Below are 19,603 nucleotides of genomic sequence, written 5' to 3'. Positions count from 1 at the left end.
CCCCCGGGTAGGCGGCGATGACCGGCCACTCACCCTCAGGGACAGGGGAACCGAGATGACGCAGGGATTCGGGAACTTCGACTCCGACCCGTGGGACGAGTTCCTGGCCCGCTACTTCGGGCGGGGGGAGGGGCGCCGCTCGCACCGCGTGGACATCACCCGGCTGATGACGGCGGACGCCCGTGAGCTGCTCGCCGACGCCGCCCGCCGGGCCGCGCAGCGGCGCAGCAACGACCTGGACACCGACCACCTGCTGTGGGCGGCCCTGCAACGGGAGCCGCTGCGCCAGCTGCTGGAGCGCGCCGGCGGGGACCCGAACAACCTGCTCAACGCGCTGGGCGGGAGCGGCGACGGCGCGCCCGGCGGCGAGGTGCCGCCGAACCTGTCGCTGACCCCGGCGGCCAAGCGGGCGCTGCTCGACGCGCACCAGCTGTCCCGGGCCATGGGCGCCTCCTACATCGGGCCGGAGCACATCCTCATGGCCCTGCCGCTGAACCCCGAGTCGCCCGCCGGGCGGATGCTGGCCTCCAGCCGGGTCCAGCCGCAGTCGTTGCAGGCCGCCAGCGCCGAGCGCGGGGCCGCCGCTCCCGCCCGGCCGGATCGCGGCACACCCACCCTGGACCAGTACGGGCAGGACCTCACCGATCTGGCCCGGGCCGACCAGATCGACCCGGTGATCGGTCGGAGCGACGAGATCGAGCAGGCCGTCGAGATCCTCTCCCGGCGTACCAAGAACAACCCGGTGCTGATCGGCGAGGCCGGCGTGGGCAAGACGGCCATCGTGGAGGGACTGGCCGAGCGGATCTGCGACGGCGACGTGCCGCAGACCCTGGCCGGCAAGCGGGTCATCCAGCTGGACCTGGCCGGCCTGGTGGCCGGCACCCGCTACCGCGGCGACTTCGAGGAGCGGCTCAAGAAGGTCATCGACGAGATCCGGGCCAACCGCGACCAGCTCATCATCTTCCTCGACGAGATCCACACGCTGGTCGGCGCCGGCGGCGCGGGCAGCGAGGGCGGGATGGACGCGAGCAACATGCTCAAGCCGGCGCTGGCCCGGGGCGACCTGCGGGTGATCGGCGCCACCACCCTGGACGAGTACCGGCGCAGCATCGAGAAGGACGCCGCGCTGGCCCGGCGGTTCCAGCCGGTGTTCGTGCCCGAGCCCAGCCTCGACGACACGGTGCAGATCCTGCGCGGGCTGCGCGACCGGTACGAGGCCCACCACCAGGTCCGGTTCACCGACGAGGCGCTGGTCGCGGCGGCCGAGCTGTCCGACCGGTACATCACCGACCGGTTCCTGCCGGACAAGGCCATCGACCTGATCGACCAGGCCGGCGCGCGGGTACGGCTGCGCACCCGCACCCCCGACGGCGACGTGCGGGACCTCGAGCATCAGCTGGAGGAGGTCGCCCGGGACAAGGAGCAGGCGGTCGCCGACGAGCAGTACGAGAAGGCGTCGCAGCTGCGTGACCGGGTGCAGCAGCTGCAGTCGCAACTGGATCGGGCGCGCGGGAACGGCGACGACGACCGGGTGCCGCACGTGGGCCCCAAGGAGATCGCCGAGGTGGTCTCGCGGGCCACCGGGATCCCGGTCAACCAGCTGACCGAGGAGGAGCGCAGCCGGCTCATGCGGCTGGAGGGCCACCTGCACGAGCGGGTGGTCGGCCAGGACGACGCCGTGCAGGCGGTCGCCGAGGCGGTGCGCCGGTCCCGGGCCGGGCTGGCCGACCCGGACCGGCCGATGGGCAGCTTCCTGTTCCTCGGCCCGACCGGGGTGGGCAAGACGGAGCTGGCTCGGGCCCTGGCCTCGGCGCTGTTCGGCGACGACGACCGGATGATCCGGCTGGACATGAGCGAGTTCCAGGAGAAGCACACCGTGAGCCGGCTGGTGGGCGCCCCGCCCGGGTACGTCGGCTACGAGGAGGCCGGGCAGCTGACCGAGCAGGTGCGCCGCCGGCCGTACTCGGTGGTGCTGCTGGACGAGGTGGAGAAGGCCCACCCGGACGTGTTCAACGTGTTGCTGCAGGTCCTCGACGACGGCCGGCTCACCGACAGCCAGGGCCGGACGGTGAACTTCCGGAACACCGTACTGATCATGACGAGCAACCTGGGCTCTGAGCTGATCATGGGTACCCAACGCAGCGTGGGCTTCGCCGCCGGCGGGAACGGCGGGGGCGAGGCCGAGAACGACGAGCTGCGGGACCGGCTGATGCGCCGGCTGCAGGAGCAGTTCCGGCCGGAGTTCCTCAACCGGATCGACGAGGTGATCATCTTCCGTCGGTTGGAGGAGGGCCAGATCCGGCAGATCACCTCGCTCATGCTCAGCGAGACCGAGCGGCGGCTGCACGCCCAGAACGTCGAGGTGGAGTTCACCGAGGCGGCGCTGGACTGGCTGGCCGAGCACGGCTACCAGCCCGAGTTCGGGGCCCGGCCGCTACGCCGCACCATTCAGCGCGAGGTGGACAACCGGCTCTCCGGGATGCTGCTGGACGGCAGCCTCTTGCCGGGGCATCGGGTCCGGGTCGACGCCCGGGACGGCCGGTTGAAGTTCGACGTGATCACCCACGCGGGGCGGCAACCGGCCGCCGGCGCCGCGGTGGGCCGGTGACGCCGCGATGACCGAGCCGGAGGAGGACCGGGAAAAGACGCCGAAGACCGACGCGATCCTCTTCTCGCCCACCGCCAACCCCCGCCGGGTCCGCTGCCCCGGGGACCACGAGGGGCCCTGTCGGCACGAGGAGGACGCCGGCTCCGAGGGGGCGGGGGATGACGAGCGCCCGACGAAGGAGGCTTCCTGATGGCCCGTGACCAGCGGATCGAACCCGGCGTCGAGGAGCTGTGGACCGAGTTCCACGACTGCGTGAACGTCACCTCCGACCAGCTGCGGACCTGGCTGCTGACGCAGGGCTCCGGCGAGGCGGCGTTCGGCGCCGATCCGAGCATGGACCTGCCCGAGCCCGGACGCTCGATCCTGGCCATCAAGGGGAAGCGGAAGGTGGACCTGACCGGCGAGGACATCGCGACCATGCGGGACACGGTCGCGGAGGTCCGCCGGCTGCTGGCGGCGCGCACGGCCACGGGCGTGACCGACGAGGACTGGCGGCACTCGCTGCTCGACCTCGGCCACGACCCGCTCGCCGACCGCTGACCCGCCGGCACCGGGGCCCCCGGCGCGGGGGTGGGCTCAGGGGGATTCGATGCTGGGGGCGGTGAGGCCGGCCGCGTCGGCGGCGTCCAGTCGCTGGGCCCGCAGCTCCTCCTCCCGGGCGATGAGGGTGGCGTACTCGGCCAGTTCGGCCGGCCCGGGCACCTCCGGGACGCGGCGCAGGAACGCCTCCACGTCGCGGGACGCGGCCGTGTGCGCGGCGGCGGCCCGCCGGGCCGTCTCCAGGTCGTCGCGGTCCGGCCCGTTTGCTCGATTCGAATCCGTCATGCTCGCGTCTGTACCCCGCGGCGTCCGTTTCGCACCTGGCTCGGTGCGACCCGGTGGGTCAGCGGGTCCGCGACCGCGGCACCAGGTCCTCGACGTAGGTGCGGCGGCGGGTGACCGCGTCCAGCACCTTGTCCAGCACGCCCACCGCCGGGTCCACCACCCGGTTCCACGGCGGCGTGGCCGGCGTCGACGGGCGCGGCCGGGTCGGCGCGGCCTCGGCCGCGATCTCCACCCGGTTGCCCAACCGGATCAGCTCGGCATCGCTGGCCAGCGCGCGCAGCGGCGGGAACAGCTCGGTGGCCGCCGCCACCGCGTGCCGGCGCAGCAGCCCGGCCACCGCCCGGCACCGCCGGTCGTACGCGTCGTCCCGGGGGTCGGCGGCGGTGAGCTCCTTCAGCGACGCCAGCAGGCTGATATCGGCGGCGACCTCCCGGTCGGCCAGCTCCGCGCCGTGGGGCAGCGCCAGCCGGACGGTGGGGTAGAGGTACTGCTCCTCGGCCGACAGGTGCCGCACCACGGTGGCGGTGAGCACCTCGGCCACCTGCCGCCGCCGGTCCGGCGCCGTGCCGCCGTCGACCAGCTCCGCGCACAGCCCGTCGATCCGGTGGTGCTCGGCGGCCAGCAGGTCGACCATGTTGCGCCCGCCGGGCCGATAGTCGTCGGCCGGCCCGCCGGGATCCGGGGGCAGCGGTGGCAGGGGAACGGCGCTCATCGGGCCCTCCGTCTCCGCGTGGTGTGCCAGCGGCGATACCCGGCCGCGGGCGCGGCGAAACCGGGGCTGGTATGAAGGGGCATGACCAGTGCCCCGGAAGCCCCCGCCCCGGCCGTCGACGCCGAGGTCGTCGACCTGTGCCGCGACCTGCTGCGGATCGACACCACGAACACCGGCGACAACGACACCTGCGCCGGCGAGCGGTTGGCGGCCGAGTACGTGGCCGGCAAGCTGGCCGAGGTGGGCGTCGACAGCCGCATCCACGAGTCGGCCCCGGGGCGGGCCAGCGTGCTGGCCCGGATCCCGGGCACCGACCCGTCCCGCGGCGCGCTGCTGGTGCACGGGCACCTCGACGTCGTACCCGCCGATCCGGCCGAGTGGTCGGTGCATCCCTTCTCCGGTGAGCTGCGCGACGGCTACCTGTGGGGGCGCGGCGCCATCGACATGAAGGACTTCGACGCCATGGCGCTCGCGGTGGTCCGGCACTGGCAGCGCACCGGCGTGCGCCCCGAGCGGGACATCGTGCTGGCGTTCACCGCGGACGAGGAGGCGGGCAGCGACTACGGCGCGCACTTCCTGGTCGACCGGCACGCCGACGAGCTGGAGGGCTGCACCGAGGCCATCGGCGAGGTGGGCGGGTTCTCCTACACGGTCAGCGACGACCTGCGGCTCTATCTCATCGAGACGGCCGAGAAGGGCATCAACTGGCTGCGGCTGCACGCCAAGGGGCGCCCCGGGCACGGCTCGTTCGTGCACGACGACAACGCGGTGACCGCGCTGGCCGAGGCGGTGGCCCGGATCGGCCGGCACCGCTTCCCGACCGTGGTGACCCCGACCGTGCGGGCCTTCCTCGAGCAGGTGTCCGAGGCGCTCGGGGTGGAGCTGGACCCGGACGACCCGGAGACCGCCATCGCCAAGCTGGGGCCGATCGCCACGATCATCGGGGCCACGATCCGCAACACGGCCAACCCCACCCGGCTGGCCGCCGGCTACAAGGACAACGTCATCCCGGGCCGGGCCACCGCCACGATCGACTGCCGCAGCCTGCCCGGGCAGTCCGAGCTGATCGTCGAGCAGCTGCGCGAGCTGATCGGCCCGGACATCGAGATGGAACACATCCAGCGGCAGGACGCCATCGAGACGACCTTCGACGGCGCGCTGGTGGACGCGATGGCCGCGGCGCTGCGGGCCGAGGACGCGGGCGCGCGGCCCGTGCCCTACATGCTCTCCGGGGGTACGGACGCCAAGGCGTGGCACCGGCTGGGCATCCGGTGCTTCGGGTTCTCCCCGCTGCGGCTGCCCGCCGATCTGAACTTCTCCGCGTTGTTCCACGGCATTGACGAGCGGGTACCGGTGGACGGACTACAGTTCGGCGTGCGGGTGCTGGACCGCTTCCTGCGCGCCAGCTGATCCCCGACCCGCCGTCCACGTACCTCCGGAAGGGACACCCACCACCATGACCGACCAGCACGCCGACCTGGATGCCGCTCTCGAGCGGGTCATCGAGGCCGCGCGGGCCCACCTGGCCGCCGTCAAGACCGCCGAGGGGCGGGTCGACGACGACGATGTCTGGCAGGCGTACGTGGCGCTCAACAATGCCTCCTACGAGTACGACGAGCGGCTGCTCGACGCGTACGGGGAGGTGACGCCCTGGGACGTCGACTCGATCGACCCGGACGAGGCGGACGAACGGTTCGGGGTGGGCCTCGGCGGCGCCGACGGCGCCGAGGAGGCCGATCCGCACCCGCGGGTGCTGTCGGTGCGCCAGCGCCGGGACTTCCGGGTGCCCAGCGTGGCCGCGCTGATCCGGGTGGCCGAGGCCGCCCGCCGGGCCGGGATGCCGGACGGGGAGGACGCCGAGCCGGTCGAGGCGGTCGGCGAGGCGGTGCTGGAGCTGCTGCAGGCCGGCGACGGCTCGCTCGCCGCGCTGGACATCCCCGAGCTGGACCCGCTGGACGGCTTGGTGATGGTCAGCGAGGTGGCGGCCCCGCTGGACCTGGAGGCGTTCGAGGATGACGACAGCGCCGGGCCGTTCCGGCCGGCGGACTCAGACCAGCTGGTGGGCCGGCTCGACGAGCACCCGTTCCTGCCCGACTCCGAGGACCAGCCGGCGCGCTGACGCGTGAGCCGTCGCGAGGCCGCCGGGGCCAGGAGCGCTCCGGGTTGCCGAGCTGCGATTGCCGTCGGCGGCGCCCGCCGCCCACGACGGTTCTCCGCCGGGCCCGGCCACGTCGGGATCGATCCTGACTGCCCAGAGTGGGCGGGCCCGGCGGAAAACCGGACCGCCGGCCGGTCCGGGCGCCGCCTCAGTACGACAGGCCGGGCTGCGGGGCGTTGACGACCCGGCGGCGGAGCATGATCTGCCGGGTGCCGTCGCGGTAGAGGCGCACCCGGGCCAGCTCCCAGCCCGAGAACTCCGCCTGGATGGCCAGCTGCGCCGTCGCGGTAACCCGGTCGACGTTCGGTGGTAACCGCAGCGGCGCGTATTCGTAGTCCATGCGTTCCATCCTGCCCAGCCGGTCCGGCCGGCACCAGTCCCCGGCCGCGGCGGGCCGCCCGAATCCGGCCAGCGGTGGCCGGGATCACGGCCGGCCGCGCCGGCGTTGGCCCGGGACTCACGGTCGGCCGCGTCCGTGTTGGCCCGGGATCACGGTCGGCCGCGTCCGTGTTGGCCCGGGATCACGGCCGGCCACGCCCGGGTTAGCCCGGACTCGCCGCGCCGGCCGGTCCGCGACGACCCGGGTCCGGGGTGGTCGGGATCAGCGCCGGGCGTGGGCCAGGGCCTCGTCGACGGCGGCCGGGATGTCCAGGACCGGGAAGATGACGTGCCGGATCACCCGGTCCGGGCCGGTGACCAGGACGGCACGCTTGAGCCGCGGCTGCTGCCCGATCCGGACGACCGGCAGCCGCAGGGCGGCCGCGAGCCGCAGGTCGGCGTCGGAGAGCAGCGGGAACGGCACCTGTTCGGCCGCGGCGAAGGCCGCCTGCTCATCCGGCCGCTGGGTGCTCACCCCGCGGACGGCCACGCCGGCCGCGGTGAACTCGGGCCAGCGGTCCCGGAACAGCCGGTTCTCCAGGGTGCATCCCGCCGTGCCGGGAATGTCCGACCAGCCGGCCGGCAGCGGGGTCGGCCGCCCGGTGGCCGGGTACGTGAACAGCACGGTGGCCCGGGCGGCCCCGTCGACGGGATCACCCGGGCGGCCGTCGGTGCCGGTGAGCAGCGCCTCCGGCGGGATCCGGGCGCCGGGCAGGGCGTGCATCCGGACGGCCTCCGGGCCCGCCGGGGCGGCGGACGCGGTCAGCTCGCCGTCGCCGAGGAGCCACCGGTCGGCCCAGTCCTGCATGGCGACCAGCACCGGCAGGAACGCCACCCCCCGGTCGGTCAGCCGGTATTCGTGCCGCACCGGACGGTCGGAGTACGGGTGCCGGCCGAGCATCCCGTGCGCCACCAGATGGCCCAGCCGCTCGGTGAGCACCTTGCGGGAGATGGACAGCTCGGTGGCCAGTTCGTCGAACCGGTGCCGGCCCCGGGCCACCTCGCGCAGCACCAGCAGGTTCCACCAGTCGCCGGCGACCGCGGCGGCCTGGGCCACCCCGCACACCTCGTCCACCACGCGTTCCCGGCCGGCCACCCTCGCATCCTCCCCGATCGCCCTGGACAATCACCGGGCGCATCAGTAGGTTCCCAATAGGAACCCACCTGGGAAAGGATACCGCCGGTGCCGACGAGCCTGTCAAAGCCGGGGCGCGCCCGGGCGGCCACCACGGGCGTCTGCCGACGGCGCCACGCGTCCGGCACGCCCGGCCCCGGACCGGTCCGGACGGGACCGGTCCGGACGGGACCGGTCCGGACGGGACCGGCGTATCCGATCGCCCGGGCGATCGGTGATGGGCGGGTCGGCGGCGGGCTCGGGGCCGCCGCCGGCGCGGCCCAGACATCCGGGCGCCCGCCGGTCCGCGCGGCCCGACATCCGGTGCGCTCGCCGGTCGGCGCCTACCGACATCCGGGGCGCCTGCCGGTCCGCGCGGCCCGACACCGGGTGCGTTCGTCGGTCGATGCCGCGATGCCGCCCGCCGGACGGAAACCGGCCCGGCGAACCCGTGCGGGCAGGATCCCGTGCCCACCGCCGGACCCGGACCGGCGCGACGGCGTCCCGCCGCTGCCCCCGCCGTCGCGGTCGGCGGGCTGAACGACGTCGCAACCCGCGTGCCGGGTCCGCGGGGCCGTTCGGCTCCCGGAGGGCCGGGCCGTGGCGGCGATCAGCCGTCGCGTTCGGGATAACCCACCGGTACGCCCGACACGTCGTCGAGCGCCCGGCTGATCTCCCCGGGCAGGGTGATCCGCTCGACCTGGAGCCCGCCCAGCAACTGGCCGACGGTCCGGGCGCCGAGGATCGGCGCCACCACCCCGGGCCGGTCCCGGACCCAGGCCAGCGCCACCTCCAGCGGCGACACGCCGAGCCCGCCGGCCGCGGTGGCGACCGCCTCGACGATGCTGGAGCAGCGCGGCTCCAGGTAGCGGGCCACGAACGGCTCGTAGTGCGGGGACGCCGCCCGGGAGTCGGCCGGCCGGCCGTGCCGGTACTTGCCGGTCAGCACCCCCCGGCCGAGCGGCGACCAGGGCAGCACGCCCAGCCCCAGCGCCGCGCACGCGGGCAGCACCTCCCGCTCGATGCCGCGTTCCAGCAGCGAGTACTCGACCTGGGTGGCCACCACCGGCGCGCGCCCGGGAAAGGCGGCCTGCCAGCTGGCGGCCTGGGCGGTCTGCCAGCCGGAGAAGTTGGACACCCCGACGTACCGGACCCGGCCGCTGGCCACGGCGTGGTCCAGCGCCGTCAGCGTCTCCTCCAGCGGGGTGGCCGGGTCGTACCCGTGCACCTGCCACAGGTCGACGTGGTCGGTGCCGAGCCGGCGCAGCGACGCGTCCAGGGTGCGCAGCAGGTGGCCCCGGGAGTTGTCCCGGCGGCGGGTGGCGCCGGGCCGCAGCCCCGCCTTGGTGGCGATCAGCATGTCGTCCCGGTCGACCAGGGTGCCCAGCAGCGATCCGATGACCGCCTCGGCGTCGCCGTCGCCGTACACGTCGGCCGTGTCCACCAGGTTGCCGCCGGCGTCCAGATAGCTCTTCAGCTGCGCGGCGGCGTCGTCGGCATCGGTGTCCCGGCCCCAGGTCATGGTGCCGAGCGCGAGCCGGGAAACCGCCAGCCCGCTGCGGCCGAGCGGTCGTTGCTGCATGGCAGAACTGTATTATCCTTCGCCACCCGCCGATATCCTCGCACCCGCCGAACCGGCCTTCGTCGCGGATCCGACGCTCCGATCACGGTCCGGGCGAGCCGGTGATCGGCCTCCCCAGGTTGATTGCGTACCCTGATGCGACTTTGCGGATGGGGGAGGACCAGTGCGACTCGGGCTCAGCCTTGGTTACCAGACGGCGTGGAGCACGCCCGCCGATCATCTCGCCCTGGCACAGGAGGCCGACCGGCTCGGCTACTCGGTGGTCTGGGCCGCGGAGGCGTACGGCTCCGACTCGCCCAGCATGCTGGCCTGGCTGGCCGGCCAGACCGAGCGGATCGACCTGGGCTCCGCCGTGATGCAGATCCCGGGCCGGTCGCCGGCGATGACCGCGATGACCGCGGCCACCATCGACGCCCTGTCCGGCGGCCGGTTCCGGCTCGGCCTGGGCGTGTCCGGACCGCAGGTCTCGGAGGGTTGGCACGGGGTGCGGTTCGCCAAGCCGTTGCAGCGGACCCGCGAGTACGTGGAGATCGTCAAGCTGGCGGTGGGTCGCAAGCAGGTCGAGTACGCCGGCCAGCACTACACGCTGCCGCTGCCCGACGGCCCGGGCAAGGCGCTGCGGTTGGGCTTCCACCCGCCGCGCGAGCACATCCCGATCTACCTGGCCGCGGTCGGCCCGCGCAACCTCGAGCTGGCCGGCGAGCTCGCCGACGGCTGGCTGGCGATCTTCTTCGCGCCGGAGTTCGCGGCCGAGCAGTTGGCCTCGGTGGCCGCCGGCCGGGCGCGGGCCGGCCGGGAGCTGGCCGGGTTCGACGTGGTGCCCAGCGTGCCGGTGGTGGTGGGCGACGACGTGGCCTCCTGCGCCGAGCTGGTCCGCTGGTACGCGGCCCTGTACGTGGGCGGCATGGGCAGCCGGGAGCAGAACTTCTACAACCAGCTCGCCACCCGGATGGGGTACGGCGACGCGGCCCGTGAGGTGCAGGACCTCTACCTGGCCAAGCGGCAGCGGGACGCCGCGGCGGCCGTACCGCTGGAGTTCATCGACCGCACCTCGCTGCTCGGCCCGAAGGAGCGGATCGCCGAGCGGATGCGGGCGTACGCCGAGGCCGGCGTGACCACGCTGTCGGTGACGCTGTTCGCGGCCGACCGGGAGAGCGGCGTCGAGACGCTGCGCACGGTGGCGGCCGCGTTCGAGCTGTCCGGGGTGGCCGAGTGAGCCCGACACCGGTCGGCGTGGGCACCCAGATGGGCTGGGTGGAGGTCATCGTCCTGGGCATCGTGCAGGGGCTGACCGAGTTCCTGCCGATCAGCTCGTCGGCGCACCTGCGGATCACCTCGGCCATCTTCTTCAACGAGGACGCGGGCGCGTCGTTCACCGCGGTGACGCAGCTGGGCACCGAGGCGGCCGTGCTGGTGTACTTCGCGAAGGACATCTGGCGGATCACCCGTACCTGGGTGGTCGGGATCTGGGACCGCTCGGTGCGATCCAGCCTGGACTACCGGATGGGCTGGTACGTCATCGTCGGCACCATCCCGATCGGCATCTTCGGGCTGCTGTTCAAGGACGACATCCGTACGGCGGCCCGGAACCTGTGGCTGGTGGCCACCGTGCTGATCGTCTTCGCCTTCGTGCTGGCCTTCGCCGAGTACTGGGGCCGGCAGACCCGGACGATCAACAACTTCCGGATGAGGGACGGCGTCGTCATGGGCTTCGCCCAGGCCCTCGCGCTGATCCCCGGGGTGTCGCGGTCCGGTGGCACGCTCACCGCCGGGCTCTTCCTCAGCCTGACCCGGGAGGCCGCCGCCCGCTACTCCTTCCTGCTGGCCATCCCCGCGGTGCTGATCTCCGGCGTGTTCAGCATCCCGGACGTTTTCAACAAGAGCGATCATCACCCGTCCGGCGCGCAGATGGTGGTGGCCACCGTGATCGCGTTCGTGCTCGGGTACGCCTCGATCGCCTGGCTGCTGCGGTACGTGGCGCACCACACGCTCTACCTGTTCGTGCTCTACCGGGTGGCCCTGGGCAGCCTGGTGCTGGCCCTCCTGATGACCGGCACCATCGCCGCCACCTGAGCCGCCCTACCGGCGCGCCGGCTGGCCGACCGCGGCGTCGCCCAGCGGGGTGCGCCGGTAGCGCACCTCGTGCCGGTGCCGGTCGCCGGCCACGAAACCGGCGTCGCGCAGCACCGACAGGTGCTCGGACACGGTGCCGGCCGCGAGCGCGTGCCGGTGGGCCAGCACCGTCGTGCTGGCCGGCTCGTCGAGGCCGGTCAGCAGCGCCGCCCTGGTCCGGCCGAGCAACCGGCCGAGCGCCGCGTGCCGGCCCGGGGAGCGGGGCTGCCAGAGGGTCCCCAGGCCGCGGGCCGGATAGATCACGGTGGGCTGCCACGGCGGATCCACGACGACGACGACCTGGTCCCACTTGAAGACGCTGGGCACCAGGGCGAGCCCCTCGCCGCGCAGCTCGCGGTGCTCGTGGTCACCGTACTCCCGGGTCAGGACGCCGTTGTGCCACCGCAGCCGGGGATGCAGCTCGGCGAACAGCCGGTCCAGGCCGCCCTCGGCCAGCCGCCGGCTCTGGAAGGCCACGTCGCGCTCCAGCAGCCCGCGCACCTGCGGCCAGACCGGCTCGACCAGCACCTCCCAGGCCCGGCGCACCAGCGAGACCAGCATCGGCAGGACCTCGGCCGGGGGGCCCAGCAGGCGCCGTCCGGCCGCCGAGTCGGCCGCCCCCGGGGTGTCGGCCAGCGAGCGCCGCAGCTCGGCGCGTACCCGTTCGTGGTCGGTCGCCGCGACGGCCGCGAGCTCGTCCTCGAACCGGGCGAGCGGGCCGGCCGGCGGCGGTGAGAGGAAGTCGGGGGTGTAGCCCCGGCGCGGCTGGAGCAGGGCGATGGGCCGCAGGTCGAGGTCGCGGGTGTCCCGGGTGTCCAGCCAGCGGCCGTGCGGGCCGACGCCCTCGCGCGGGGAGAGCAGCCGGATCGCGGACAGCGTCTCCAGCATCGGCGAGACGGCGAACCGGCAGCGCAGCAGGTCGGCGGGGCCGAACCGCAGCGTGACCGCCATCCGCGCGTCCCTCCCGACCCACTGATTCGGCCCACACCGAATCACTGGCCCCCAAGCTACCAGCGCCAGCAGAGTGGCCCCCGTCAGAAAGGAAGGGCCCCTTGTTATCGCTTTTCGTATAGCAAGGGACCCCTGTTAACGGTTTCACCACGAGGAGGACGGTCATGCATCCGAGCGCCGACTGGGAGCAGCGCAGCGCGGACCTGTGGGCGGCGTTCAACGCCGCGCCCGAGCACTGGGACGAGGAGGAGTTCCGCGACCGGGTCGGGGCGCTCGCCGACGAATTGGGCCCGGACCACCCGGTGGCGGCCTTCGAGCGGGCCTGCGCGTGGGACTCCACCGGCCACTCGGACCGGGCGGTTCCGCTCTACCGCCGGGCGCTGGAGCAGGGCATCGACGGGATCCGCCGGCGCCGCTCGGTGATCCAGCTGTCCAGCTCGCTGCGCAACGTGGGGCAGGCGCAGGAGAGCGTACGGCTGCTCACCGAGGAGCGCGGGCGCGGCTCCGACGAGCTGGACGACGCGGTCAGCGCCACCCTGGCGCTGGCGCTCACCAGCGTGGGCCGGGAGCGGGAGGCGGTGTCGATCGCCGTGGCCGCCCTCGCCCGGCACCTGCCGCGCTACCAGCGGTCGATGGCCGCCTACGCCCGGCTGCTGGTGGAACCCGAGTGAGCGGCGCAGCCGCGGCCCCGGCCGGCCCGTCCCGCTGCCCGCCGGGCGGACCGACCGCGCCGGGGTCCCGGCCGGCCCGTCCCGCCGGCCGCCGAGCGGGCCGACCGCGTCGGGGTCCCGGCCGGCCGGCGGGCCGGGCCGGAGGTGCCCCGCCGCGGCCCTGGCCGGCTCCGTAGGCTGATGCTCGTGGCGACTCTTCTGCTCCTCCGGCACGGCCGGACCACCGCGAACGCCACCGGCGGGCTGGCGGGCCGGCAGCCGGTGGAACTCGACGAGACGGGCCGGGCCCAGGCGCTCGCCGCGGGCGCCCGGCTGGCCGGCCTGCCCCTGGTGGCGGCGGTGACCAGCCCGCTGGTGCGCTGCCGGCAGACCCTCGAGCTGGCGCTGCCCGGCACCGAGCCGGCGACCGAGGACGGCCTGATCGAGTGCGGGTACGGCGCCTGGGAGGGGCAGCCGCTGAAGACGCTGGCCAAGGATCCACTGTGGCCCGTCGTACAGCAGCATCCCAGCGCGGCGGTCTTCCCGGACGGGGAGGCCATGGCCGCCATGGCGCACCGCGCGGTGGGCGCGGTGCGGGCCTGGGACGCCCGGCTGACCGCCGAGCACGGGCCGGACGCCATCTGGCTGGCGTGCAGCCACGGCGATGTGATCAAGGCCATCGTGGCGGACGCGCTCGGCCTGCACCTGGACCTGTTCCAGCGGATCGTCGCCGATCCGGCCTCGATCACCGCGATCCGGTACACCCCCACCCGCCCGTTCCTGCTGCGGCTCAACGACACCGGCGGCGACCTGGCCGGTCTGGTGCCGCCGAAGCGGGCCCGGCGCCGCCGGTCCCGGGCGGCCGAATCGGACGCGCCGGTGGGCGGCGGGACGGGCAGCGCGGACGCCGGACGGGTCGGGTGAGGGCGGTGCCGAATCGCCGAGGTGCGCTGCGCGGCCCGTCGACGGGCGGGCTAGGGTTCTGGGTATGACCCACCAGGTGCATGCCTTCGAGCCGCCCGAGCGGTTCGTCGCCGGGACCGTGGGTCCGCCGGGGGAGCGGACGTTCTTCCTGCAGGCTCGTGGTGGTGGCCGGGTGGTCAGCGTGGCCCTGGAGAAGGTCCAGGTGTCGCTGCTGGCCGAGAAGCTCGAGGAGTTGCTGAGCGAGGCGAACCGGAGGTTCGGCGTCAAACTGCCCGATCCGCCGTTGTCGGCGACCGACAACGAGCCGCTGGACACCCCGGTGGACGAGGAGTTCCGGGTCGGGACGCTCGGGCTCGCCTTCGACGTCGACACCGCCACCGTGGTGATCGAGGCGATCGCGGCCGGCGAGGCGGAGGCGGAGATCGAGCTGTCCGGCGCCGAGGCCGACCTCGAGGACGAGCCGGACGCGGTCGGCGAGGACGCCATCGACGAGGACGAGGAGCCGGATCCGGACCTGGACCGGCTGCGGGTGCGGTTGACCCCGGAGGCGACTCGCGAGTTCATCGACCGGGCCCGCCGGGTGGTGGCGGCCGGCCGGCCGCCCTGCCCGCTCTGTGGCCAGCCGCTCGACCCCGCCGGGCACCTCTGCCCGCGGCACAACGGCTACCACCGGTGACCTCGCCGGATCTGCAGCCGGTGCTCGACGACGAAACCGCCCTGCGGCTGCTACGCGAGGGCGAGGTCGAGCTGGAGGGCCGGCTGGTCGACGCGTCGAACACGACGCTGCGCGGCGTGATCACCCTGGACGGGGTGACGGCCCGCTGCGTCTACAAGCCGGTGGCGGGGGAACGGCCGCTGTGGGACTTCCCGGACGGCACGCTGGCCGGCCGGGAGGTCAGCGCGTACCTCGTCTCCCGAGCCACGGGCTGGGACGTGGTGCCGCCCACCGTGCTGCGGGACGGGCCGTTCGGCCCGGGCGCCTGTCAGCTCTGGATCGACGAACCGGACGACCTCGAGCCGCTGGTCGGGTTCGTGCCGGCGGACAGCCTGCCGCCGCGCTGGTTCCGGATCGCCGCGGCGCAGGACGAGGACGGCCTGCCGTACGCGCTGGCGCACGCCGACGACCCGCGACTGGCCCGGCTGGCGGTCTTCGACGCGGTGATCAACAATGCCGACCGCAAGGGCGCGCACGTGCTGGTTGGCCCGGACGACCGGATCTACGGCGTCGACCACGGGGTGAGCTTCCACGTCGAGGACAAGCTGCGGACGGTGCTCTGGGGCTGGGCCCGCCGGACCCTGCCGCCGGACGCGGTGGAGGTGCTGGACCGGCTGTCCGAGGACCTGGCCGGCCCGCTCGGGGACGGGCTGGCCGAGCATCTGACCCGCGCCGAGGTGGCCGCCACCGCCGCCCGGGTGACCCGGCTGCGGACCCGGGGCCGGTTTCCCCGCCCGTCCCAGGACTGGCCGGCGGTGCCCTGGCCGCCGATCTGACCCGGCTGCCGTCCGGACGCTCCGGCCCCGCCGGGCCGGTCCGCCGGCGCCGACATTCCGACCGGCAGCGCCCGGCCACGCCCCGGGCGTCCCTGTCGTCCTGATCACAGCCCGCTTGGTGGGACGGGCCGCCCGCGACGGCTCGCTAGGCTTGGCCCATGGAATCTTGGGCGGGGCATGAGGTGCCGCGGCTGCCGGGGACCGGTCGGCCGCCAGCGTTGTTCGACTCGGCGCGGGGCGCCGTGCACCCCACCCGCCCGCCGGGCGCGGCCACGCTGTATGTCTGCGGCATCACGCCGTACGACGCCACTCACCTCGGGCACGCCGCCACCATGATCACCTTCGATCTGGTGCAGCGGTTGTGGCTGGACGCCGGGCTGCCGGTGACGTACGTGCAGAACGTGACGGACATCGACGACCCGCTGCTGGAGCGGGCCCAGCGCGATGGCGAGGACTGGGTGGTCCTGGCCATGCGCGAGACGGCGTTGTTCCGGGAGGACATGGAGTCGCTGCGGATCCTGCCGCCGGCGCACTACGTGGGCGCCGTGGAGTCCATCCCCGACATCGCCGAGAAGGTCCTGCTGCTGGTCAAGGACGGCGCGGCGTACCGGCTGGAGGACGGCACCGGCGACGTGTACTTCGACATCGCGGCCGCGCCGCGGTGGGGGTCGGAGTCGAACCTCGACCGGGCCCAGATGCTGGAGCTGTTCGCCGAGCGCGGCGGCGACCCCGACCGGGCCGGCAAGCGCGACCCGCTCGATCCGCTGCTGTGGCGCGGCGCCCGCGCGGACGAGCCGTCCTGGCCCGGCGGCGAGCTGGGCCCGGGGCGGCCGGGCTGGCACATCGAGTGCGCCACCATCGCGCTGGACCTGCTGGGGCCGACCATCGACGTGCAGGGCGGCGGCAACGACCTGGTGTTCCCGCACCACGAGTGTTCCGCCGCGCACGCCGAGCGGCTCACCGGGACGGTGCCGTTCGCCCGCCACTACGTGCACGCCGGCATGATCGGTCTGGACGGCGAGAAGATGTCGAAGTCCCGCGGCAACCTGGTCTTCGTGTCCCGGCTGCGGGCCGACCGGGTGGACCCGATGGCCGTCCGGCTGGGCCTGCTGGCCGGGCACTACCGCGCCGACCGGCCGTGGACCGACGAGGTGCTGGCCACCGCCGAGGCCCGGCTGGCCCGCTGGCGGTCGGCCGCCGCGGCCCCCGCCGGGCCGTCCGGGGCCGATCTGCTGGCCGGGGTACGCGAGCGGCTGGCCGACGACCTGGACACCGCCGGCACGCTGGCCCTGGTGGACGCCTGGGCCGAGGCGGCGCTGGCCGGGACGGGTGACGACGCCGAGGCGCCGGCCCTGGCCGCCGCCACGGTCGACGCGCTGCTCGGCATCCGCCTCTGACGCCGTCCCGTCACCGGGCCGGTCGGGCCGGAAGACCCTGACCGGCCCGGTCGGCGTATTGACTATCTCCGATGTATGTCGGCATCATGTGCGGGACCATCCCCGCCAGGCTCACCGGTACCGTCCCCGCCGTTGGCCCGGCCGACCCCCGCGGGAGCAACCATGCGGACGCCGGTCCTGCTCAGATCACTCACGCTGTTGACGACGGCCCTGCTGGGCCTGGTCGGGCTCACCGGCCCGGCGCACGCCGCCACCGGGTCGACCGAGGCCGGCTGCGCCGGCACCGGAATCGCGGAGATCAGCAGCCTCACGTTCAACCCGCCGAGCATCGACCCGGGCGGCCGCTCGACGGCGACCGTGCAGGTGCGCAACTGCACCGACCAACCGTTGCAGGTGAGTTCGCAGTGGTACGGCCGGTTCCAGGGCAACGGGACGGCCATCCCGCCCGGCTGCGCCGCGATCGACCCGGTCGGCCAGCAGATCAGCCTGCCGGCCGCCGGTACGGGCAGCGCGTCGCTGACGTACTTCGTCTTCAGCGGCTGCACCGCGACGTCGCTGCACCTGAGCGTGCGGATCAGCGGCCCCGACGGCACGGTCCTGGGGGAGAAGACGGCCGATCTGGCGATCAGCGGCAGCGGCGGTCCCAGCCAGTCCTGCAGCGTGCTGTACGTGCTGCAGAGCGAGTGGCGGGGCGGCTTCGTGGCGACCGTGCAGGTCAGCAACACCGGAACCGTCGCGATCAACGGTTGGACGCTGGTGTTCACCTTCTCCGGCGACCAGCGGGTGACGAACGCGTGGAACGCCGTGCTGAGCCAGAGCGGCGCCACGGTGACCGCGCGGAACGTGCCGAGCAACGCGTCGATCCCCGCCGGCGGCAGCGTCTCCTTCGGCCTGCAGGGCAGCTGGCGGACCAACGACGGTCACCCGCTCAACTACGTCCTCAACGGCGTGGCCTGCGCGGGTTGAGCCGCGGCCCGGTCCGGCCGGCGGTCTCGCCGGCTGGGCCGGCGCCCGCGGTGGCTCGGCCGGTCTCGCCGGCCGAGCCGGGGCCCTCGCCGCGCACGGTCAGCCCAGCACCAGGCCCGGATCCGGCGCCGGCTCCGCCGCCGGGCCCGGGATCTTGTATTCCTCGGTGAGCGTGGTGACCGGTCCCGGCCAGGTGGCCTGGGCCACCTCGATGGGCTTGTGCGCCTGGTCGTAGGCGACGTGCAGCAGGTGCAGCACCGGGGTGTCCGGCCGGATCTGCAGCAGCTCGGCCTCCTCCCGGCTGGGCTGCCGGGCCGTGATCGTGTCGGTGGCGGTGGCGTACCGGCGGCCGATCTCCTCCTCGGCCTCCTGGTAGAGCGGCCGGCCGAACGCCTCGGTGAGTTCCAGCGAGGTGCCCTGCGCGTCGGCCACCCGGAACCAGGACGCGCCGATCTCCACCGGGGAGTCCTCGGTGCGTACCAGATGGCGGCGGACGACCAGCTCGGTGCCGTCGGTCACGCCGAACGCGTCGGCCACCTCCGGCGGCGCCGGCGCCCGACCGACCTCGGTGAGCTGCTGCCGGTACCGGGCCGCGAGGTCGGCATGGTAGCCCCGGAAGCCGCCGTACCGGCCCCGGGAGAGCCGGTTGAGCCGGCGCCGGGTGCCCCGCACGTACGTCCCGGAGCCGGGCTTGGTGATCAGCACGCCCTCCACCCGCAGCTGGTCGACGGCGCGCTGGACGGTCTGCTTCGCCACTCCGAACATCTCGGCGATGGCCGGGATGGACGGCAGCCGCTCGCCCGCGGCCCAGTCGCCCTGCCGGATCCGCGCCTTGATGTGGTTGGCGATCTGCCGGTGCGGGAACTCGGCGGCGCCCGGGTTGATCTGCATCTGCGCGCACCCTTCGGTCAACCGACAGCTAGGTTCCTAGGATGCCGTACGGACTGTGCGGAGGGCAACCGCAACCGGAGTGCCACGCTGGCCTGCGTCCGCGCCGCGCTGGACGCCGGGATCACCACCTTCGACACCGCCGACGTGTACGCCCGCGGCGCCGCCGAGGAGGTGCTCGGCGAGGCGCTGCGCGGCGTCCGCCGCGAATCGGTCGAGATCGCCACGAAGGTGTGCCTGCCGACCGGTGACGGGCCGAACGACCGTGGCCTGTCCCGCAAGCACATCATGGAGTCCTGCCACGCCTCACTGCGCCGCCTGCGCACCGACCACATCGACCTCTATCAGGCGCACCGGTACGACGACGACACGCCGCTGGTGGAGACGCTGATCGCGTTCGACGACCTGGTCCGGCAGGGCAAGGTGCGCTACCTCGGTGTCTCCGAGTGGACCGCGGCGCAGCTGCGGTCGGCGCTCGCCCTCGCCGACGAGCTCGGGCTGCGCGGGCGGATCGTGGCCAACCAGCCGCAGTACAACATGCTCTGGCGGGTCATCGAGCCGGAGGTGGTCCCGCTGTGCGCGGCGGAGGGGATCGGCCAGGTCGCGTTCCAGCCGCTCGCCCAGGGGGTGCTGACCGGCAAGTACCTGCCCGGGCAGCGGCCGCCGGAGGGATCGCGGGCCACCGCCGGCGGGCGGGCGCCGACGTTCATCCGCCGGGTGCTCGGCGACGAGCTGCTGCGCCGGGTCGACGAGACGCTGGGCGACCTGGTCGACACCGACGCCGGCAAGACCGCCCGGATGATGGCCGTCAAGCCCGGATGGGCGGGCCGCTGAGCCGGGGCGTGAG

At 74.3% G+C, this 19,603-nt stretch carries 21 protein-coding genes; 14 read left to right on the top strand and 7 right to left on the bottom strand.

What is annotated here, in order from left to right; genetic code table 11:
• Positions 1–55: 55 nt before the first annotated feature.
• Genes ACFFHU_RS23250 through ACFFHU_RS23240 form a run of 3 tightly spaced genes read left to right on the top strand, consistent with a single transcriptional unit; the run spans position 56 to position 3,148 of the window.
• Positions 56–2,608 carry an ATP-dependent Clp protease ATP-binding subunit gene (locus ACFFHU_RS23250; protein WP_377342220.1) on the top strand — a complete coding sequence of 851 codons (2,553 nt, stop codon included), beginning with the start codon at positions 56–58 and terminating at the stop codon, positions 2,606–2,608.
• A gap of 7 nt (positions 2,609–2,615) precedes the next feature.
• The gene (locus ACFFHU_RS23245) at positions 2,616–2,798 is read left to right on the top strand and encodes a hypothetical protein (protein WP_377342218.1); all 183 of its coding nucleotides are present in this window, start codon (positions 2,616–2,618) and stop codon (positions 2,796–2,798) included.
• Positions 2,798–3,148, top strand: coding sequence for a DUF3140 domain-containing protein (locus ACFFHU_RS23240; protein WP_377342217.1), 351 nt, complete (start codon positions 2,798–2,800; stop codon positions 3,146–3,148). The genes ACFFHU_RS23245 and ACFFHU_RS23240 overlap by 1 nt, the downstream gene beginning before the upstream one ends.
• 36 nt (positions 3,149–3,184) lie before the next feature.
• On the opposite strand, the gene ACFFHU_RS23235 is transcribed toward ACFFHU_RS23240, so the two are convergent.
• Both ACFFHU_RS23235 and ACFFHU_RS23230 read right to left on the bottom strand, forming a co-directional pair.
• Positions 3,185–3,433, bottom strand: a complete 249-nt coding sequence (locus ACFFHU_RS23235; RefSeq protein WP_377342216.1) for a hypothetical protein — start codon at positions 3,431–3,433, stop codon at positions 3,185–3,187.
• A gap of 58 nt (positions 3,434–3,491) precedes the next feature.
• Positions 3,492–4,145: a hemerythrin domain-containing protein gene (locus ACFFHU_RS23230; protein WP_377342214.1), complete on the bottom strand. Its 654-nt coding sequence runs from the start codon at positions 4,143–4,145 to the stop codon at positions 3,492–3,494.
• Between the two features lie 81 nt (positions 4,146–4,226).
• Between ACFFHU_RS23230 and ACFFHU_RS23225 the strand changes: the two genes are divergently transcribed.
• Positions 4,227–5,555: a M20/M25/M40 family metallo-hydrolase gene (locus tag ACFFHU_RS23225; RefSeq protein WP_377342212.1), complete on the top strand. Its 1,329-nt coding sequence runs from the start codon at positions 4,227–4,229 to the stop codon at positions 5,553–5,555.
• Between the two features lie 46 nt (positions 5,556–5,601).
• Positions 5,602–6,264: a hypothetical protein gene (locus ACFFHU_RS23220; protein ID WP_377342210.1), complete on the top strand. Its 663-nt coding sequence runs from the start codon at positions 5,602–5,604 to the stop codon at positions 6,262–6,264.
• Between the two features lie 187 nt (positions 6,265–6,451).
• Here the strand turns inward: ACFFHU_RS23220 and ACFFHU_RS23215 are convergent, their stop codons facing one another.
• From ACFFHU_RS23215 to ACFFHU_RS23205, 3 genes are all read right to left on the bottom strand, one after another.
• Positions 6,452–6,643, bottom strand: coding sequence for a DUF5703 family protein (locus ACFFHU_RS23215; RefSeq protein WP_377342208.1), 192 nt, complete (start codon positions 6,641–6,643; stop codon positions 6,452–6,454).
• Between the two features lie 261 nt (positions 6,644–6,904).
• Positions 6,905–7,777: a winged helix-turn-helix transcriptional regulator gene (locus tag ACFFHU_RS23210; protein WP_377342207.1), complete on the bottom strand. Its 873-nt coding sequence runs from the start codon at positions 7,775–7,777 to the stop codon at positions 6,905–6,907.
• Between the two features lie 628 nt (positions 7,778–8,405).
• On the bottom strand, positions 8,406–9,377 hold the full coding sequence (locus ACFFHU_RS23205; RefSeq protein WP_377342205.1) for an aldo/keto reductase: 972 nt from the start codon (positions 9,375–9,377) through the stop codon (positions 8,406–8,408).
• A gap of 163 nt (positions 9,378–9,540) precedes the next feature.
• Here ACFFHU_RS23205 and ACFFHU_RS23200 point away from each other — a divergent pair, with 163 nt between their 5' ends.
• Both ACFFHU_RS23200 and ACFFHU_RS23195 read left to right on the top strand, forming a co-directional pair.
• Complete coding sequence (locus ACFFHU_RS23200) at positions 9,541–10,593, top strand: LLM class F420-dependent oxidoreductase (RefSeq protein WP_377342203.1); 1,053 nt, start codon at positions 9,541–9,543, stop codon at positions 10,591–10,593.
• 29 nt (positions 10,594–10,622) lie between these two features.
• On the top strand, positions 10,623–11,450 hold the full coding sequence (locus ACFFHU_RS23195; protein ID WP_377342522.1) for an undecaprenyl-diphosphate phosphatase: 828 nt from the start codon (positions 10,623–10,625) through the stop codon (positions 11,448–11,450).
• Positions 11,451–11,456: 6 nt separating this feature from the next.
• On the opposite strand, the gene ACFFHU_RS23190 is transcribed toward ACFFHU_RS23195, so the two are convergent.
• Positions 11,457–12,440: an ArsR/SmtB family transcription factor gene (locus tag ACFFHU_RS23190; protein WP_377342201.1), complete on the bottom strand. Its 984-nt coding sequence runs from the start codon at positions 12,438–12,440 to the stop codon at positions 11,457–11,459.
• Positions 12,441–12,604: 164 nt separating this feature from the next.
• On the opposite strand from ACFFHU_RS23190, the gene ACFFHU_RS23185 reads away from it, so the two are divergent.
• The 6 genes from ACFFHU_RS23185 to ACFFHU_RS23160 all read left to right on the top strand — a co-directional run bounded on the left by ACFFHU_RS23185 (position 12,605) and on the right by ACFFHU_RS23160 (position 17,868).
• On the top strand, positions 12,605–13,111 hold the full coding sequence (locus ACFFHU_RS23185) for a tetratricopeptide repeat protein (protein WP_377342200.1): 507 nt from the start codon (positions 12,605–12,607) through the stop codon (positions 13,109–13,111).
• 177 nt (positions 13,112–13,288) lie between these two features.
• Positions 13,289–14,014 carry an Rv2135c family putative phosphatase gene (locus tag ACFFHU_RS23180; RefSeq protein WP_377342521.1) on the top strand — a complete coding sequence of 242 codons (726 nt, stop codon included), beginning with the start codon at positions 13,289–13,291 and terminating at the stop codon, positions 14,012–14,014.
• A 64-nt stretch (positions 14,015–14,078) separates the two neighbouring features.
• Positions 14,079–14,690 carry an Rv2134c family protein gene (locus ACFFHU_RS23175; protein WP_377342198.1) on the top strand — a complete coding sequence of 204 codons (612 nt, stop codon included), beginning with the start codon at positions 14,079–14,081 and terminating at the stop codon, positions 14,688–14,690.
• The gene (locus ACFFHU_RS23170) at positions 14,687–15,505 is read left to right on the top strand and encodes an Rv2133c family protein (protein WP_377342196.1); all 819 of its coding nucleotides are present in this window, start codon (positions 14,687–14,689) and stop codon (positions 15,503–15,505) included. Before ACFFHU_RS23175 ends, ACFFHU_RS23170 begins: the two co-directional genes overlap by 4 nt.
• Before the next feature lie 158 nt (positions 15,506–15,663).
• On the top strand, positions 15,664–16,902 hold the full coding sequence (mshC, locus tag ACFFHU_RS23165) for a cysteine--1-D-myo-inosityl 2-amino-2-deoxy-alpha-D-glucopyranoside ligase (RefSeq protein WP_377342195.1): 1,239 nt from the start codon (positions 15,664–15,666) through the stop codon (positions 16,900–16,902).
• A gap of 162 nt (positions 16,903–17,064) precedes the next feature.
• Positions 17,065–17,868: a cellulose binding domain-containing protein gene (locus tag ACFFHU_RS23160; protein ID WP_377342193.1), complete on the top strand. Its 804-nt coding sequence runs from the start codon at positions 17,065–17,067 to the stop codon at positions 17,866–17,868.
• 99 nt (positions 17,869–17,967) lie between these two features.
• Here the strand turns inward: ACFFHU_RS23160 and ACFFHU_RS23155 are convergent, their stop codons facing one another.
• A complete protein-coding gene (locus ACFFHU_RS23155) occupies positions 17,968–18,759 on the bottom strand; it encodes a GntR family transcriptional regulator (RefSeq protein WP_377342191.1) in 792 nt (263 codons plus the stop codon).
• Between ACFFHU_RS23155 and ACFFHU_RS23150 the strand changes: the two genes are divergently transcribed.
• Positions 18,724–19,590, top strand: coding sequence for an aldo/keto reductase (locus ACFFHU_RS23150; protein WP_377342190.1), 867 nt, complete (start codon positions 18,724–18,726; stop codon positions 19,588–19,590). The two genes, ACFFHU_RS23155 and ACFFHU_RS23150, sit on opposite strands and share 36 nt — an antisense overlap.
• Positions 19,591–19,603: the final 13 nt, after the last annotated feature.

The sequence above is a fragment of the Plantactinospora siamensis genome (genome assembly GCF_042434095.1).
GTDB lineage: Bacteria > Actinomycetota > Actinomycetes > Mycobacteriales > Micromonosporaceae > KBS50.
This window is presented reverse-complemented; position numbering and strand designations above follow the sequence as displayed.